Consider the following 15,787-nt stretch of genomic DNA (forward strand, 5'->3'; position numbering starts at 1 on the left):
AAGCTCCTCAACTGAGGAGCTTTTTTTGATCAGCCTCCGGTTTCCCGCGTGGCTTGATTATTATTGTCTTGATTTGGCGGGTTCGGTTTATTGTTATCGTTATTCGAATCCCCATTTTCATGCTCATTTCCGTTAGTTTCTTCTTTTGGAATTGTAACGCTCGTAGAGGCAGCTGGACTTGTTTTTCCATTTTTCACTGCAACAACGGAAATGGTTGTAACCGATCCAGGAGTTCCTCCTGAAATAGTGATAGACGTTGAAGAAACACTTGAAGTTTGTCCATTCACTGTGACTTGGTATGAAGAAGCTCCGTTTACGGCACTCCAACTAGCTGTGATTTGTTTAGTTGAAGGATTGTAGCTTGCATTTAAACCAGCAGGTGCTGTAAGTTCATTTGCCTCTTCTTCTTGTTTCTTGCGTTCTTCTTCCTCTTTTTTCTTTTGTTCTTCTAAACGTTTTTGCTCTTCTTCTTTTTGTTTATCGAGCTCTTCGTTTGAATTATCGTCTTCCTCATCGCTTGAACTGCTTGCGCTACCTGTTCTACTTGGCACGGTTCCTTTTACAAAAAGTTCATTTGTAATCGCAGAACTTGGTGTGCCAGAAGCTGCAACAGTTGGCGGATTAGAACCTTTCAAGATTGGAACGGAAACCACACTGCTTGGCTTTTTAAAATCAGCTGTGTTTTTTCCTTCCGATACATGTGCCATCAGTTTGCTAAACATCCGTTGCGAAATCTTTTGCTCACTTGAAGATAGATAGTTTTTCAAATTATCATAGCCTGTCCAAACCGCAATTGAATAGTCCGTTGAATAACCTGCAAACCAAGCATCTCGAGCTGCTCCTTTTGGATAACTATATTTATTTTGTGCCTCTTGATCGAAGTTCGTTGTTCCAGTTTTCCCAGCTGCAGGAACTCCAGGAACCGCAGCACTTGTCCCAGTTCCTTTAGAAAGAACATCTTTTAGCATATCTGAAATCATATAAGCCGTTGATTCTTTCATGGCTGTTTCGCTTTTAGGCTCCATATCCATCGTCGTTTCACCATCTGAAAGGACGATTTTTTTGATGGCATGAGGCTTGTTGTAAACCCCTTGATTTCCAAATGCGGCATATGCGCCCGCTAATTGAACAGGGTTCGATTCATTCGCACCGATTGCGTAAGACTCATAAAACTCTTTGTAGTTAAACCCGAGTTTATCTGTAAAAGTTTTTGCTTTATCAAGTCCGACAGTTTGTAAAGCTTTGAGTGCTGGAATATTTCGTGACATGTAAAGCGCTTCGCGTACGGTAAGTGAACCTTTATAGCTTAAGTCCCAGTTGTTGATTTCATTTCCAGAAGAATAGCTATAAGGCGCATCTTTTAGCACTTTCGCTGTCGACCAGTTAAGATATTCAATCGCTGGTCCATAATCTGCGATCGGTTTCATCGTTGAACCGACTTGTCGTTTTAGCTGTGTCGCGTAGTTATAGCCACGCGTAACATTTTCTTTTTGATTTCGTGATCCACCGATAGCTTCAATTCGACCGTTTTTGGTGTTTTGAAGGACAATCCCAGCTTGCATTTTGTTATCCGAAAATTGAACGACATCATTTGAATTGAGCATTTCCTCTGTATATTTTTGCGCATCTTGGTCGAGTGACGTGTAGATTGTTAGCCCATCTCTATAGACATCGTATTCTTTTGGAATTTCGCTCAGGACTTGTGTGACGTAAGCATCGTATTTATAGGTTTTATCCTTCCGATCGGTTTCAGAGCGGAGTCCAGTCGCAACTTGAACAGCTTTCGCTTGATCCATTTCGGACTTGGTGATTTTTTTATTTTTGTACATGTTAGAAAGAACAATATCCCGCCGTTTTTTTGCTGCTTCTGGATGGTCATACGGATTGTAATTATTAGGGCTTTGCGGCATACCAGCAATGAGAGCAGTTTCCGCAAGATTTAATTTGTTGAGCTTTTTACCAAAATAATGCTCAGCAGCGGTTTCCATTCCGTGAACTCTGTCTGACATATATACTTTGTTGACATAAATTTCGATAATGTCTTGTTTGCTATATTTTTCTTCTAGTTTAAGTGCGAGATAAGCCTCTTGAGCTTTCCGCCCAAGTGTTTTATTGGTGTAGTCAAGGTAAGACATCTTGATGATTTGCTGAGATAGCGTACTTGCTCCTTCAGCTCCAAAGCCTTCTTTTACGTTGGCAATGACAGCTCCACCAAGTCGGATGGGGTCAAGCCCGTCATGCTCATAAAATCGCGTATCTTCAGTTGAAAGAATCGCGTCTTGGAGCGACTTTGGAATATCTTCATATTCAATATAATCGCGGCGTTCTGTTCCAACTTCCGCAAAAACCTTTCCATCTTTATCGAGTAATTTAGAAGAAAGCGGGTCACGCAATTTGGAGTCTGAAAGTTCAGGTGCATCTTTTGCATAACTATAAAAAACAGTTGCACCGATAGCAATTCCGAAGAAAGCACAGAAAAGAGCTACAAAGAAAATGACTTTGAGTATCTTTTTCCCAGTTACTTTTTTGGGCTTTTTGGGGGGAACTCCAGATTTCTGGCTACGAAATTCCGCTCTTGTTTGCAGTTTATCTGCCATTAAAAATTCTCTCCTTTAAAAATTCGATTAAAAGCACTTTTTGTCAATAATAGCCAAAAAGTCCAATCGAGGATTTAGACCATAAGGAATTTGGTCAGAATGTTGTCTAATCTCATCTAGTGTAATGGATTTTCGACCGCCTTGAAGCATACGCTCCCAAAAAGGAAAAAAATCATCAAATAAAGTGAGATAAACTTCCCCAAGCCCACTGAATGAGGTAATCACAAAGGCGATGCCTTCTTGTTTTGTTACCTGCTTCATGTGTTCAATTTGATGGGGATGGAAATTACTTAGTGGGAAAGCAGTTTTGCTTTTAGTTTCTTTCGCTTCAAAATCCAAGTACTTTCCATTATAGACGCCATTATAATCTGTTGTTGATGGCCGTTTGAAATAGGCCTCTTTAATCATTGCACTACTCCGTTTTGGATAATCCACTTGAACAATTTGAACTGGAGTTGGCTTTTTATGAATGACAGCCCGTTCTTGTGCTAGATAATAGGTATTGGTATCGTTCAGATCATCTTCAAGTGACATTCCGCGATTACCAAATTCGATTTGTTGTTTGGAATCATGCGGCTTTCGCCACTCTTTTTGAGATTTTTTTCCATTTGGATAGCCAATTGCCATACTATCACCTCTTTTTCATAGCGATTCATTTTGAACCATTCTTCATTATACCATTTAAAAATGAAAGTGCAATATTATACACGTGCAGGCGGCTTTTGAAAGATAGATAGGATAAATGATTTTAAATTCTCGTTTATTCTTTTTTTAAGCTAGTTGATGGTAAGAAACCTGGTCTTTCAAAAATTGTTTTTAACTAAAAGTAAAAATGAATTGCAGGAAAAACATTTTAGCTTAGCGATACATCATTTAAATTTAGGAAAGGAAAGTTCTAAATGTAAACAGTACTTGTAAGCATGGACTTAATGAATAAGTTTCCATGATTTCTTTTAAAAAAATAGCTACTTTTTTTAAATAGGTAGATAAGCAGGTTTTTATCGTTTTTGAGGTTAGGTGTGATATGCTAACGAAAGGAAGTGAGAAAGGAATGCAGTTAAATGAAAGAGTTAAAACAAAAAACAAAATACTTGCAAGAACAAAATGAAAAAAATTGGCAAAAATATCTCGCTAATCGCGAAAACCAAATGGAATTTGATTTTTATCAAGATATGAAGCCTTTTGTAGATCACGCAAAAGAACTAGCCGATGCTTTTTTACTTGAAGCCATTCCTTGGGTAAACGAAGTGCATCCCCACTATTTAACAGAAATGCAGCTTAAACAGTGCTGTGATAATATACAAATGACCGCGGTTAACGCTTTTAATGGCAAATCGTTTTATAAGCATTTTCATGATCATTATGAATCGTCTAAGTATACACTCGAACGCGTTTACCGTAGTTTGGAGGAAGTAGATTGAAATCTATTGTAGTTACTGGCTATAAAAATTTTGAACTGGGTGTTTTTAAACGAGATGCCCTGGAAAGTAAATATATTTGTTTAGCGCTTGAAAAAAAACTTACGATGTACCTTGAAGATGGACTTGAATGGGTGATTATTTCTGGACAGCTTGGAACTGAACTTTGGGCAGGAGAAGTGGTTTTGGCTTTAAAAGAAAAATCTTTTCCTATTAAATTAGCGATTCTTGAACCGTTTACTGGACAAGCTGAAAATTGGAATGAGGCGATTAAGCTCTGGCAAGAAGAAGTAGTGAGTGGGGCTGATTATCATGCCTATATTACAGAACGGCCGTATGAAAACCCTGGTCAATTTGAACTTCGTGATCGTTTTTTAATTGATCATACGGATGGCGCATTGCTTCTTTACGATCTTGAGAAAGAGGGATCGCCACGCTTTTTTTATGAACGTGCAAAAGAGGAAGCAAAAGCAGGAAACTATCAACTAGAACTTATTGATTTTTATGAGTTACAAGAAATCGTTTACGAAATGGAAAATGATTTCTAAAGGTTTTTTAAAAAAAGAGGGTTTACATTGACAAATGTGTTTAGATTTGGAAAAATAAGAGTATATTATCCATATATGACGTAAAGAAAAGATAGAGGTGAAGTATTATGGCTCAAGAGCAATTTGAATATAATTTAACAGCAAAAGAAATTTTAGAAAAAGAATTTAAAACAGGTCTCCGTGGCTACAATCCTGAAGACGTTGATGAGTTTCTTGATTTAGTCATCAAGGATTATGGAACATTTACACAAGAAATTGAAGCTTTACAAGCTGAAAACATTCACTTGGTTCAGGAACTAGATGCAGGCGGTTCGGCTAGACGTGAACCAGCTGCTGCACCAAGCAGTACTTATGAAGCTCCAGTTCAGCCGGCTGGAACAACCAATTTTGATATTTTGAAACGGCTGTCTAACTTAGAAAAACATGTTTTTGGAAATAAGCTGGACGATAAAGAGTAATTGTGATAGTATCTTAAAGGGCGCCTTGCTTCTTTGCGCGGCGCCTTTTTGTTAACGTTCGGATAATCGCTGCTTTTTAGCAGAGGAAAGTCCATGCTCGCACGAGCTGTGATGCTCGTAGTGATCGTGCCTGGTGAAACAATAAGCCAGGGCATTCCGCTTTTGCGGTTTGACGGCAGGTGAAGGGCCTAAGTCTTCGGATAAGGCCTTATATCCTTGAAAGTGCCACAGTGACGAAGTTCTTTTAGAAATAAAAGAAGTGGAACGAGGTAAACCCCGCGAGCGAGAAACTCAAACTATGGTAGGGGCACTTTTCCCGAGGAATCTGAACGAGGGAAGAGGCACGACAATCTTGTCGGTGCAGATAGATGATTATCCCTTGGCGAATGTGCCTGCAAATTCGCTAAGGACAGAACATGGCTTATAGAACGTTAATAGCAGGATAATTTTAAAAATAAAGCTGTTTCAAAGGAGTGGGGGATCGGCGAAAGCCATAGCGCGAAAAACGCATTCACTTTTTTGAAACAGCTTTTTTCTTGATAAAAAGGAGGAACAGACGTGTCAGAATTTCAACTCTTAGCAACTGCTGCATCAGGGCTTGAAGCGATCGTTGGGAAAGAAGTCAAACGACTGGGTTATATCCCGCAAGTCGAAAATGGAAAAGTGCTTTTTAAAGGCGATAAATTAGCGATTGCACGTGCCAATCTTTGGCTGCGCACTGCAGACCGCGTTAAGATTGTCGTTGGTGAGTTCAAAGCAACAACCTTTGATGAATTATTTGAAAAAACAAAAGCTTTACCTTGGGAAGATTTTTTACCACTAGATGCCGTTTTTCCGGTTTCAGGGAAATCTGTAAAGTCCACTTTGTTTAGTGTGCCAGATTGCCAAGCCATCACTAAAAAAGCGATTGTAAGTCGGTTACAAGCAAAATATCGCAGAAGTGGTCGATTACTTGAAACAGGGGCGCTATTTAAAATTGAAGTAGCTCTTTTGAAAGATAAAGTCACAATTACGATTGATACAAGCGGAGAAGGTCTTCATAAACGTGGCTACCGGACGACGCAAGGAGATGCACCACTTAAAGAAACAATGGCAGCTGCGCTTGTTTTATTAACGAGTTGGCATCCTGACCGTCCATTTTATGATCCAGTTTGTGGATCGGGCACGATTCCAATTGAAGCCGCTTTAATTGGTCAAAATATTGCACCGGGCTTTAATCGTAGCTTTGCTTGTGAGAAATGGGACTGGATGCCTGAAAAGATTTTTAAGAAAGCTCGGGAGGAAGCGGAAAGTTTGGCGAATTATGACCAACCGCTTGATATTCTCGGGGCAGACATTGATCACAAAATGGTGGAGCGCGCTAAACAAAACGCCAGCGAAGCGGGCCTTGGAGATTTGATCTCCTTTAAACAAATGCAAGTAAGTGATTTTACGACGGATAAGGAATACGGCGTTGTCGTTGCCAATCCGCCTTACGGAGAGCGGCTTGAAGATGAAGCGAGTATCCGCGAGCTTTACCGTGAAATGGGCGAAGTATATGCGAAACTCCCTACTTGGTCGATTTATGTGATCACGAGTTATGAAGCGTTTGAAGAGGTTTACGGCAAGAAAGCTACGAAAAAACGGAAGCTTTATAATGGCTATCTTCGAACCGATTTGTATCAGTACTGGGGACCACGAAAACCACGTGTGAAGGAGTGACGAAAATGGAAACGGTAGCGGAATTAAAACGTGATTTTTTGGCTTTTTTGAAGAAAAAATCAGCACTTCAGGAAGCGTTAAATCTGGTTTATTGGGACATTCGAACAAAGATTCCTAAAAAAGGCGCAGAAGGGCGTTCTGAAGTGATTGGTGTCCTTGCTGGACAAATCTTCGAAATGGAAGTTTCAGAAGAAATGGCAGCTTTTATTGCAGCACTTGCGCCGCACAAAGCAGAACTGGATGAAGTAACGCAAAAGTCGCTTGAAGAGTCGAGTCGGGTGTACGAGCTAAATAAGAAAATCCCGCAAGAAGAGTTTCAAGCGTATTCAAAGCTCGTTGCAGATGCTGAAAATATTTGGGCGGAGGCAAGAGCGGAAGATAACTTTGCGAAATTTGAACCGTATTTAACAGAGATTGTTGCGTTTAAACGGAAATTCGTGGAATACTGGGGTTACAAGGATAATAAGTATGATACATTGCTTGACCAGTATGAGCCCGAAATGACAGTTGAAATTCTAGATGAAGTTTTTGGGAAACTTCGAACAGCCATCCTCGAATTGCGTGAAAAAATGGCCAAAGAGGGAACTCGCCCAGATGCAAGTGGCTTAGCGGTTCGTATGAGTGAAGCAAAACAACGAGCATTTAGCGAAGCCATCCTAACCAAAATGGGCTTTGATTTTGAAGCAGGCAGACTCGATACGACAGTCCATCCCTTCGCGATTGGCTTAAATCTTGGTGATGTGCGGATCACAACACGCTATGATGAAGCTAATTTTAAAATGGCCGTTTTTGGAATCATCCATGAAGGCGGACACGCGATTTATGAGCAGAATATTGGCAGGAACCTCATTGGTACGTCACTAAAAGAAGGGGCATCCATGGGTATCCATGAATCGCAGTCGCTCTTCTATGAGATCATCCTGGGATCAAGTCTTGCGTTTTGGAAAAGCAATTATCCAGACTTGGTCAAACAAGAACCTGCATTTGGCAAAATTTCGTTAGAAGAATTTTACCGAGCAATAAATATTTCGGAAAGCTCACTTGTCCGGATCGAAGCAGATATTTTAACTTATCCGCTGCATATCATGATTCGTTATGAACTTGAAAAGGCACTCATAAATGGAGAGCTTGAAGTGAAAGATCTCGAAGCAGCTTGGAATGACAAATATGAAGCTTATTTAGGCATTCGTCCAGAAAAAAGTAGTGAAGGTGTCTTACAAGATATTCACTGGGCAGGTGGCGATTTTGGATACTTCCCATCTTATGCGCTTGGTTTGATGTATGCGGCACAATTTTTCGATGCAATGCAAAAGGATTTGAAGGATGTGGAAGCGGTTCTTGCAAGCGAAGACTACTCACCTATACGGGAATGGCTCACAGAACATATCCACCAATATGGCAAGCTCAAAAAACCACTTGAGATTTTGAAAGATACAACGGGAGAAGGCTTGAATCCAGATCATTTGATTGCGCTTTTAAATCAGCGATATGAATTCGTTTACAAGTTAAAAAACTAAAAAAGTGGTTGACCCACGTTGCTTGCCGGCGTTATAATGAAAAGACTTCAAGTGAATAAAATATACACTTATATAATCTTTGTGATATGGACAATAAGTTTCTACCCGGGCACCGTAAATGACCGGACTATGAGTGATTTGCACTGAACTGGCTATGCTAGTTTATTTGACTTATCCCTCAAACTTTTCAGGGATAAGTTTTTTATTTGGAAAGGAGCATGGAGTGTGAAATTACTAGAAGAAGCGATACGAGAAAAAGGGACTGTTCTACCCGGAAATGTGCTGAAAGTGGACGCATTTTTAAATCATCAAATTGATCCAGCATTGATGCAAAAGTTAGGAGCAGAATTTGCTGAACACTTTACTAGTAAGGGGATTACAAAAATTGTCACAATTGAATCCTCTGGGATTGCTCCAGCTGTTTTCGCAGGGCTTGCGCTCGGTGTCCCAGTTGTTTTTGCTCGAAAGAAAAAGTCCGTCACGCTAAAAGATAATCTTTATTCAGCAAGTGTATATTCCTATACGAAGCAAGAAACCAGTGATATTTCGGTTTCTAAGTCGTTTTTAACCTCAGACGATACGATTTTAATCATTGATGATTTTCTCGCAAACGGGCAAGCAGCACTCGGACTTTTAGAGATTGCGGAAGAGGCACAAGCTGCGGTTGCTGGGATTGGCATTGTAATTGAAAAGTCGTTTCAACAAGGCAGAAAACTTCTTCAAGAAACGGGAGTGGAAGTTTATTCACTTGCGCGGATTGCTTCGCTTGAAAATGAGACTATTCAATTTGTTAGGGAGGACTAGGAATGCTTAGTAAGGGAAGACTGGCTGCTTTAGGCTTTCAGCATGTTCTTGCCATGTATGCAGGGGCTGTTATTGTACCGCTTTTAATTGGTGGTGCGTTAGGGTTTAGCGGGGAACAAATGACGTATCTCGTTTCAATTGATATTTTTATGTGTGGAGTCGCAACCTTGTTACAGTTGTCGATGAATCGCTTTTTTGGAATCGGTCTTCCAGTTGTGCTCGGTTGTGCGGTACAAGCCATTGCGCCAATTATTTTAATTGGTCAAGATATGGGTATTGGTGCGATTTACGGCTCGATTATTGCATCAGGACTTTTCGTTCTTTTGATTGCTCCGTTTTTTTCAAAAGTGGTCAAATTTTTCCCACCGGTTGTAACGGGTTCGGTTGTAACGGTTATTGGACTTACGCTCATTCCAGTTGCCATCAATAATCTGGCTGGCGGAGAAGGGGCAAAGGATTTCGGTTCATTTTATAATATTGGTCTTGGTTTTTTTACGCTTTTCTTAATTATTTTAGTGTACCGATTCGGTCGCGGCTTTTCAAAAGCCATTGCTGTATTAATTGGCTTAATTGGAGGCTCAGTCGTAGCAGTCATTTTGCGAGGCATTAATTTTACACCTGTTTCAGAAGCGGATTGGTTCCATTTGCCACAACCGTTTTACTTTGGAGCGCCATCTTTTGAATGGCCGGCGATTATCACGATGATTTTGATCTCACTTGTTAGCATGGTCGAATCCACTGGTGTCTATTTTGCTTTATCGGATATTGTGGACCGTAAGCTGACTAAAAAAGATTTAGCGAGAGGATACCGCGCAGAAGGACTTGCGATCATTCTTGGCGGAATTTTTAATACATTTCCTTATACAGGCTATTCGCAAAACGTTGGTTTGGTTCAGCTTTCAGGAATTAAAACGAGAAAAGTGATTTATGTAACGGCTGGCTTTCTGATTGTACTAGGACTCGTTCCAAAAATTGGGGCTGTTACGACGATTATTCCAACGCCTGTTCTTGGCGGAGCCATGGTAGCCATGTTTGGTATGGTTGTCGCGCAGGGCATTAAAATGCTAGTCAAAGTAAATTTCACATCGCAAGAAAACTTGCTTATTATTGCTTGCTCAGTTGGTGTCGGACTAGGTGTAACAGTTGTTCCTGATTTATTTCAAAACTTCCCATCTTTTGTCCAACTCTTTACGAGTAACGGAATTGTAGCGGGAAGTTTCACCGCTATCGTATTAAACATTATTTTCAACATGATTCCGCACCGCAAGCCCAAAGAAGCTGAGCAAGCGGAACTTCAAAGCGAAACGAAATAAATGAAATGCTGCAGATATGAAAATATAAAATTAGTTAGACTCCTAGTTCTTCTAGGAGTCTTTTTGCATTATATCTCTTAGAGCTAGTGAAGAAAGTTCACAATTCAGTCACATAAAAAGCTTTTTCTTTTTCTTAAAGAAGGTTAAAATCTCGATTTCTGTACTAAAATATTACTTGCAAGCAAGTTAACTAGAAGGAGCTCACTTTTTAAAGTCTTTTGTTGAACGATGACTTCAAGTTAATTAAATGGACGTTTTCTATACACTATATTTTTCTATATAGTTCTTTCTTTAAAAATCTGTCTTTCCTTCGGAGAGCTAGATTTTTTTATTTGGAATATTGTGTATATTAACAGTTCAGAAAACGTCCGATTTCTGAACAAAATTTTTACGATTGAAAGGATTATTCGTATGTTTTATGAAACATCGGAATTTAAAGAGTGGCGTTCTGTTTTTTGGAATGCTACTCGCTACGAAGCGGGTCAAATCTGCTATAAAAGTAGTGAAGCGAATGACGATAAGGTATTACTTGTTCGTCAAGGCACACTGTTAGTCCAAGTGGATAATCGGCGAGGGGAAAAGGTTAATACAGAGATTCTTGTAGAGGGAGAACTTCTAAATATAGAAACTTTGATTGATCAATCCTCGATTTGGGAAATTCCAAACTTCATTCAGTATCAAGTATTTGCGCTGACTCCAGTGACGCTTTATGAGGTGGAAAAAGAATTTTTGTTGTCACATTTATATGTTGAGCCTCGAAAATATCATCATCTGTTTGAACGTAGTATTATGCAGCTTATTCATATTTCTTTTTCGAATTTTATTTCCATTCAGGGAACTCGGTTGAAGGTAGCTTGGGCATTATTTCGAATTATTGGTAAAGTGGGGGTAGTTTCTAGTCAAGACCCCGAACTCGTATTTATTCCCCCGTTTGTTACACAAACGTTCATTGCTCAATTATCTAACTCTGGCAAAGCTCGAACAAATGAGGCGATTAAAGAGCTTTCAGAGCTAGATATCATTGCTCGTTGGAAACCAAAATGTCGGCTTATTCATCTTGGCCATTTAACACGTTACTTAAAGCAAGAAATAGGGGACTAAAGCGTTATGGGTTTCTAGATAGATCCCATGTGAAAAATCTATATTTTCATTTAGACAACTATATAGGAGGGATGTTTTAGGGCAAACATTTGTCGTAGGGAGAAAAAAGTAGAATCATTTTAGTTAGCGATTGAAAAGCATTTAACAGCGTAATTTAGATGCTTTTCGTAATCTGATTATTTTCGTAGAAATACTTAGAAATGCGTTTTTTGAATTTTACAACAAGAAAGGTGAATTTAATGAATAAAAAAATTAAATACTTATTGGCTTTTGCAATTTGTCTTATAGCGCTGATACCACTGATACCAGCTTCTAAAGTTTATGCGTTGACTGCAGCTTCTGGAGCTGAAATTTTTAGCAGTGAAACTAATTCGGAATTTGGGAATATACTTTATTTTCCTAATTCTGAATCGAGTGTTTTGACTAGAGAATCGACCATTTTAGCGAGAAAATTTGCCTGGTTTGACACAAGTGAATTTTGGACTACTATTATTCCGCAAGAACAGCCAGGTGCGCAAAATATAGAAAGCGGTTCGTTTGTGATAAGTTTAAAATATAATGATGTTAACAGTACTATTGAGAATTTTAAAGATCATGGAGTTGCTTTTCATTTTTATACAACTATTGATGGGACTAATTTTACAGACGTGACAAGTTCCCTAGTAAGCAAGGGTGATGGAAAGTATCAAGTTGTTGGTGAATTTATTGGTTATAAAATTGAACTGGGTAAAATAGACCCAGATGCTACAATTACTGACTCGTTTGAAGTCACAACAAATTGTAATATCAAAATTGATTCATCGGCACTAACTAGTGATCAGCTTACTGGTCAAACAGGTTTGTTGAATTGGCTAGATTCTAAATTTGGAAATGCTAAACCAACCAGTAATAATCAATCTATTTTTGTTATCCAACCAACAATAAGTGGAAAAATTAAGCATCAGACTCTTTCTGATGAAAACGATACACCTGACTGGGAAAGTGCAGCTCCAATCAAAGATGTTCCTGTAGACTTATTAGAAAAAACACCTACAGGAGATAAGGTAGTTGCGAGTACACTAACTGATTCAGATGGAAACTTTACTTTTTCAAATGTTAATGGTGAAAAGTTCAAAGTTTCAGATACCAAAAATCCTTTAAGCGTCAAAGTCAATCAAGAGAAATACAAAGAATGGGTTATTAAAGGTGACACCCCGCCTTCTGCAGACAATACTGTGGTTAACGTTGGCAGATTAACAGATATTGCTCGACAATCTGGAAACTACTCTCTAGCAGAATCAAAAACTAACTGGTATGAGCCATTTGATGAAGTTTTAGAAGATGGCAAAAATGCAACAAACAATCAGTTTGTTTTAACAGATTATCCGGTAGACCCAGATCCAGATCCAACACCAGATCCAGATCCAACACCAGACCCAGATCCAACACCAGATCCAGATCCGACACCAGACCCAGATCCGACACCAGACCCAGATCCAAAACCAACACCAAAACCAACACCAAAACCAGATTTAAAACCGATGCCTGATTGTAAACCAACAATTGAATCTGATCTGACTGTGATGCCTAACCCTAAACCAGTATCTGAACCTAAAAAGAAAACAATGAAAAACCTACCTTCAACTGGTGATAGTAATAGTTCGGGAAGTGTACTAGTTGGCGTATTATTAGTAATAGCTACTTTCTTCCTAAGACATCGCAAAAAAACAAACTAGATTTCATCAACTATTTGGGTTTAAAAAGACTTATCATAAATAATTTAAGACTGCAGACAAACTAGTAAATGGCTTGTCTGCAGTCTTTTTTTTATTATAATGAGCGCCTTTAATTACAGATGAAAAGGATTATTCAAAGAATCCTTCTTATGAATTAGTTTATCAATTGCTAGAAGGCTTATCAGAATAAAAGTTATAGTCAATATGTATATATTTATTTTAATTGGAAACCTAGAGCTAAAAAACTAGCTCCCATCGTAGTTCTAATTGCAATCCCAATATTTTGTCTCATTCTTTGTAAGACACTAATTTCTCCTTGAATATCTTGAAAAACACCATTCATAATAACTTCAGAAGAAATATGTCTGTTATTGGGTGACTCTCTTAATCGATCAAGTGTTTTCAAATTTTAAAAAACGAAGGTATCTATTTTCAAGTTAGGTGAAAGGTGCTTTAAAAGAAACAATGTGGACTTTAGCAAATTTTTACTGCGTCAACAATCTCCCTTATAAAGAAAAAGTATGACAACTAAGGCTAGACATTAACAATGTGGTGAGATGTGAAAAAGTCTTGAAGAGATATTCACAACTTGAACTGTTCCATATGCTTTTTTCTAATAGTTTTCTCGGAAATATTGCAATGTAAACTTGCGGCAGATTACCACGAATAAAGTTTTGAATAAGAAAATTGATAGCTTTTTAAGAAAGATGCGCATGGTTGACTTAAGAACTCAATGTTAGGAACATTGGACGTGAAATTTTAGATAAAACTCTTGCTTACTTTTACAAACAGCTCACTTGACAAATGATGTAAAAAGCGTAAAATGTAAAACGTAATCATTTCGATTTATTTTAAACCAAGAAAGGAGATTGCTATGGCTAAAAAATCCAAAGTAGCGAAATACGAAAAGCAAAAAGCAATGGTTGAACATTACAGTGAACTTCGCCGCGAATTAAAAGCAGCTGGGCGCTACGATGAACTTCGTCGTTTGCCGCGTGATTCTTCCCCAACAAGACTGCACAATCGCTGTGAAATAACAGGTCGTCCACATGCTTACATGCGTAAATTTGGCATGAGTCGGATTCGCTTCCGAGAACTTGCCCATAAAGGACAAATCCCCGGCGTGAAAAAAGCAAGCTGGTAAAATAACCCCAAAATCTCAATCCATTTAAACTGGATTGAGATTTTTTGTTGAAATTGGAAAACACTGGTTCAAAATAAGTAAATGTGTTTGAAAGAGAATTGCTCTTTTTTATGGTAAAATGAAGTCAAAGAAATGGAAACAGAGGGGAAACGTTCATGGAAAATAAACAACCAAACTTGCTTGTGATTGATGGTATGGCTTTATTATTTCGCGCTTTTTACGCGACGGCTGTCACAAATCAGTTTATGTACAATGAAAAAGGAGTGCCAACGAATGGCGTTCAGGGAATGATGCGGCATATTTTTGCGGCTGTTCGGCAAAATAACCCGACGCATACCATCATTTGCTGGGATATGGGGAGCAAAACATTTCGAAATGAATTGTTTGATGGCTATAAAGCTGGAAGAAAAGCGCCGCCTGAAGAAATGATTCCACAATTTGATTTGGCAAAAGAAGTGGCAGAAGCCTTTGGGTTTATGAACCTTGGCGTGGCTGGCTTTGAAGCTGATGACTGTATCGGAACGATTACAGCAAAACTAACACCAGACTTAAGAACAACAGTTTTAAGCGGGGATAAAGATTTGCTTCAATTGATTGATGTCCAAAATGATGTTTGGATCATGCAAAAAGGTTATGGCAATTACAAGCGTTATGATGAAGCAACTTTTTTTGCTGAAATGGGTGTGACGCCACTTCAATTTATTGATGTGAAAGCGCTGATGGGGGACACTTCGGATGGTTACCCTGGCGTGCGTGGAATCGGCGAAAAAACGGCTTTAAAACTAATTCAAGAATTCGAATCGATTGAAGGAGTGCTTGAAAATATTGAAGCGCTGAAACCCGGACAACAGAAAAAAATCTTGGAAGATCAAGAAATGCTTGCACTCAGCCGAAAACTGGCGCGCATTCACACCGATGTGCCACTTGAGCTTGATTATGACCGAATGCTTTACCGTGATGCTGCAAGTATTGCTGGGGATATCATTCATACTTACGGACTTCGAACATTAGAAAGGGATTTCTTCTAGAAAAAACGCCGAATGTGCGCGCTCGCTCACTTCGGCGTTTTTCCTTTTTTAGCAATTTGGATGGCTTGTCTCGCCAGTTCATCGGCTTTCTTATTTTGGCTAACGTGGCGGTAGTTGACAAAAAATAATGGAATTTGTTCGATCAACTTTAAGATTTCATCCAGATGAGTCTTAAAAAGTGGGTTTTTGGCATATTGTTTTTCGATACTCGATACGACAATTTTCGAATCTGAATACAGTCGGATGAGCGTAGGACTAAATGTCAAAGCTAGTTCAAGCCCGCGCTTTACTGCTAAAAACTCTGCTTCATGGTTTGTCATCGTGCCTAGAAAAATGGCCTTTTGTTCATGAAGATTATCCGAAACAAGTACAATGCCGGCACCGCTCAGTCCTGGGTTTCCTGAACTAGCACCATCTACAAAAACATCCATTTTTTTCCTCCG

14 protein-coding genes, 1 other RNA gene and 1 riboswitch are annotated in these 15,787 nt (G+C 39.0%); of the genes, 12 read left to right on the forward strand and 3 right to left on the reverse strand.

Annotated features, from left to right (window positions below; all coding sequences use genetic code 11):
- Positions 1–29 precede the first annotated feature (29 nt).
- Together UR08_RS02630 and recU are read right to left on the reverse strand one after the other, a co-directional pair.
- Positions 30–2,597, reverse strand: a complete 2,568-nt coding sequence (locus tag UR08_RS02630; protein WP_115752107.1) for a transglycosylase domain-containing protein — start codon at positions 2,595–2,597, stop codon at positions 30–32.
- Between the two features lie 27 nt (positions 2,598–2,624).
- The gene (gene recU, locus UR08_RS02635; protein WP_115752108.1) at positions 2,625–3,224 is read right to left on the reverse strand and encodes a Holliday junction resolvase RecU; all 600 of its coding nucleotides are present in this window, start codon (positions 3,222–3,224) and stop codon (positions 2,625–2,627) included.
- Between the two features lie 434 nt (positions 3,225–3,658).
- On the opposite strand from recU, the gene UR08_RS02640 reads away from it, so the two are divergent.
- The 12 genes from UR08_RS02640 to UR08_RS02695 all read left to right on the forward strand — a co-directional run bounded on the left by UR08_RS02640 (position 3,659) and on the right by UR08_RS02695 (position 15,344).
- Complete coding sequence (locus UR08_RS02640) at positions 3,659–4,018, forward strand: YppE family protein (RefSeq protein WP_115752109.1); 360 nt, start codon at positions 3,659–3,661, stop codon at positions 4,016–4,018.
- Entirely contained in the window at positions 4,015–4,563 is a 549-nt protein-coding gene (locus UR08_RS02645; RefSeq protein WP_115752110.1) for an SLOG family protein, read from the forward strand. Before UR08_RS02640 ends, UR08_RS02645 begins: the two co-directional genes overlap by 4 nt.
- A gap of 107 nt (positions 4,564–4,670) precedes the next feature.
- Positions 4,671–5,021, forward strand: coding sequence for a cell division regulator GpsB (gpsB, locus tag UR08_RS02650; RefSeq protein ID WP_115752111.1), 351 nt, complete (start codon positions 4,671–4,673; stop codon positions 5,019–5,021).
- A 54-nt stretch (positions 5,022–5,075) separates the two neighbouring features.
- Positions 5,076–5,450: RNase P RNA component class B (gene rnpB / locus UR08_RS02655), an RNA gene on the forward strand.
- Positions 5,451–5,579: 129 nt separating this feature from the next.
- Complete coding sequence (locus UR08_RS02660) at positions 5,580–6,722, forward strand: THUMP domain-containing class I SAM-dependent RNA methyltransferase (protein WP_115752112.1); 1,143 nt, start codon at positions 5,580–5,582, stop codon at positions 6,720–6,722.
- 5 nt (positions 6,723–6,727) lie between these two features.
- A complete protein-coding gene (locus UR08_RS02665; protein ID WP_115752113.1) occupies positions 6,728–8,239 on the forward strand; it encodes a carboxypeptidase M32 in 1,512 nt (503 codons plus the stop codon).
- 48 nt (positions 8,240–8,287) lie between these two features.
- Positions 8,288–8,389: riboswitch (purine riboswitch) on the forward strand.
- Positions 8,390–8,464: 75 nt separating this feature from the next.
- Complete coding sequence (locus tag UR08_RS02670) at positions 8,465–9,043, forward strand: xanthine phosphoribosyltransferase (protein ID WP_115752114.1); 579 nt, start codon at positions 8,465–8,467, stop codon at positions 9,041–9,043.
- 2 nt (positions 9,044–9,045) lie between these two features.
- The gene (locus UR08_RS02675) at positions 9,046–10,356 is read left to right on the forward strand and encodes a nucleobase:cation symporter-2 family protein (protein WP_115752115.1); all 1,311 of its coding nucleotides are present in this window, start codon (positions 9,046–9,048) and stop codon (positions 10,354–10,356) included.
- A gap of 411 nt (positions 10,357–10,767) precedes the next feature.
- The gene (locus UR08_RS02680; RefSeq protein ID WP_133296331.1) at positions 10,768–11,457 is read left to right on the forward strand and encodes a cyclic nucleotide-binding domain-containing protein; all 690 of its coding nucleotides are present in this window, start codon (positions 10,768–10,770) and stop codon (positions 11,455–11,457) included.
- Positions 11,458–11,696: 239 nt separating this feature from the next.
- Positions 11,697–13,172 (forward strand): LPXTG cell wall anchor domain-containing protein, encoded by a 1,476-nt coding sequence (locus tag UR08_RS02685; RefSeq protein ID WP_205757218.1) that lies wholly within the window; start codon positions 11,697–11,699, stop codon positions 13,170–13,172.
- 874 nt (positions 13,173–14,046) lie between these two features.
- Positions 14,047–14,316, forward strand: a complete 270-nt coding sequence (rpsN, locus tag UR08_RS02690) for a 30S ribosomal protein S14 (RefSeq protein WP_115752118.1) — start codon at positions 14,047–14,049, stop codon at positions 14,314–14,316.
- 155 nt (positions 14,317–14,471) lie between these two features.
- Positions 14,472–15,344 carry a 5'-3' exonuclease gene (locus UR08_RS02695; protein ID WP_115752119.1) on the forward strand — a complete coding sequence of 291 codons (873 nt, stop codon included), beginning with the start codon at positions 14,472–14,474 and terminating at the stop codon, positions 15,342–15,344.
- 26 nt (positions 15,345–15,370) lie between these two features.
- Here the strand turns inward: UR08_RS02695 and UR08_RS02700 are convergent, their stop codons facing one another.
- Positions 15,371–15,775: a ribonuclease HI family protein gene (locus tag UR08_RS02700; RefSeq protein ID WP_115752120.1), complete on the reverse strand. Its 405-nt coding sequence runs from the start codon at positions 15,773–15,775 to the stop codon at positions 15,371–15,373.
- Positions 15,776–15,787: the final 12 nt, after the last annotated feature.

Origin of the sequence: Listeria kieliensis, from assembly GCF_003369925.1 — a bacterium.
Classification (GTDB): domain Bacteria; phylum Bacillota; class Bacilli; order Lactobacillales; family Listeriaceae; genus Listeria; species Listeria kieliensis_A.

Coding starts and splice junctions, on each gene's coding strand:
- UR08_RS02700 (WP_115752120.1), bottom strand. CDS start 15,775: ATGGATGTTTTTGTAGATGGTGCTAGTTCAGGAAACCCAGGACTGAGC.
- UR08_RS02675 (WP_115752115.1), top strand. CDS start 9,046: ATGCTTAGTAAGGGAAGACTGGCTGCTTTAGGCTTTCAGCATGTTCTT.
- UR08_RS02685 (WP_205757218.1), top strand. CDS start 11,697: ATGAATAAAAAAATTAAATACTTATTGGCTTTTGCAATTTGTCTTATA.
- UR08_RS02640 (WP_115752109.1), top strand. CDS start 3,659: ATGAAAGAGTTAAAACAAAAAACAAAATACTTGCAAGAACAAAATGAA.
- gpsB (WP_115752111.1), top strand. CDS start 4,671: ATGGCTCAAGAGCAATTTGAATATAATTTAACAGCAAAAGAAATTTTA.
- UR08_RS02665 (WP_115752113.1), top strand. CDS start 6,728: ATGGAAACGGTAGCGGAATTAAAACGTGATTTTTTGGCTTTTTTGAAG.
- UR08_RS02695 (WP_115752119.1), top strand. CDS start 14,472: ATGGAAAATAAACAACCAAACTTGCTTGTGATTGATGGTATGGCTTTA.
- UR08_RS02630 (WP_115752107.1), bottom strand. CDS start 2,597: ATGGCAGATAAACTGCAAACAAGAGCGGAATTTCGTAGCCAGAAATCT.
- rpsN (WP_115752118.1), top strand. CDS start 14,047: ATGGCTAAAAAATCCAAAGTAGCGAAATACGAAAAGCAAAAAGCAATG.
- recU (WP_115752108.1), bottom strand. CDS start 3,224: ATGGCAATTGGCTATCCAAATGGAAAAAAATCTCAAAAAGAGTGGCGA.
- UR08_RS02680 (WP_133296331.1), top strand. CDS start 10,768: ATGTTTTATGAAACATCGGAATTTAAAGAGTGGCGTTCTGTTTTTTGG.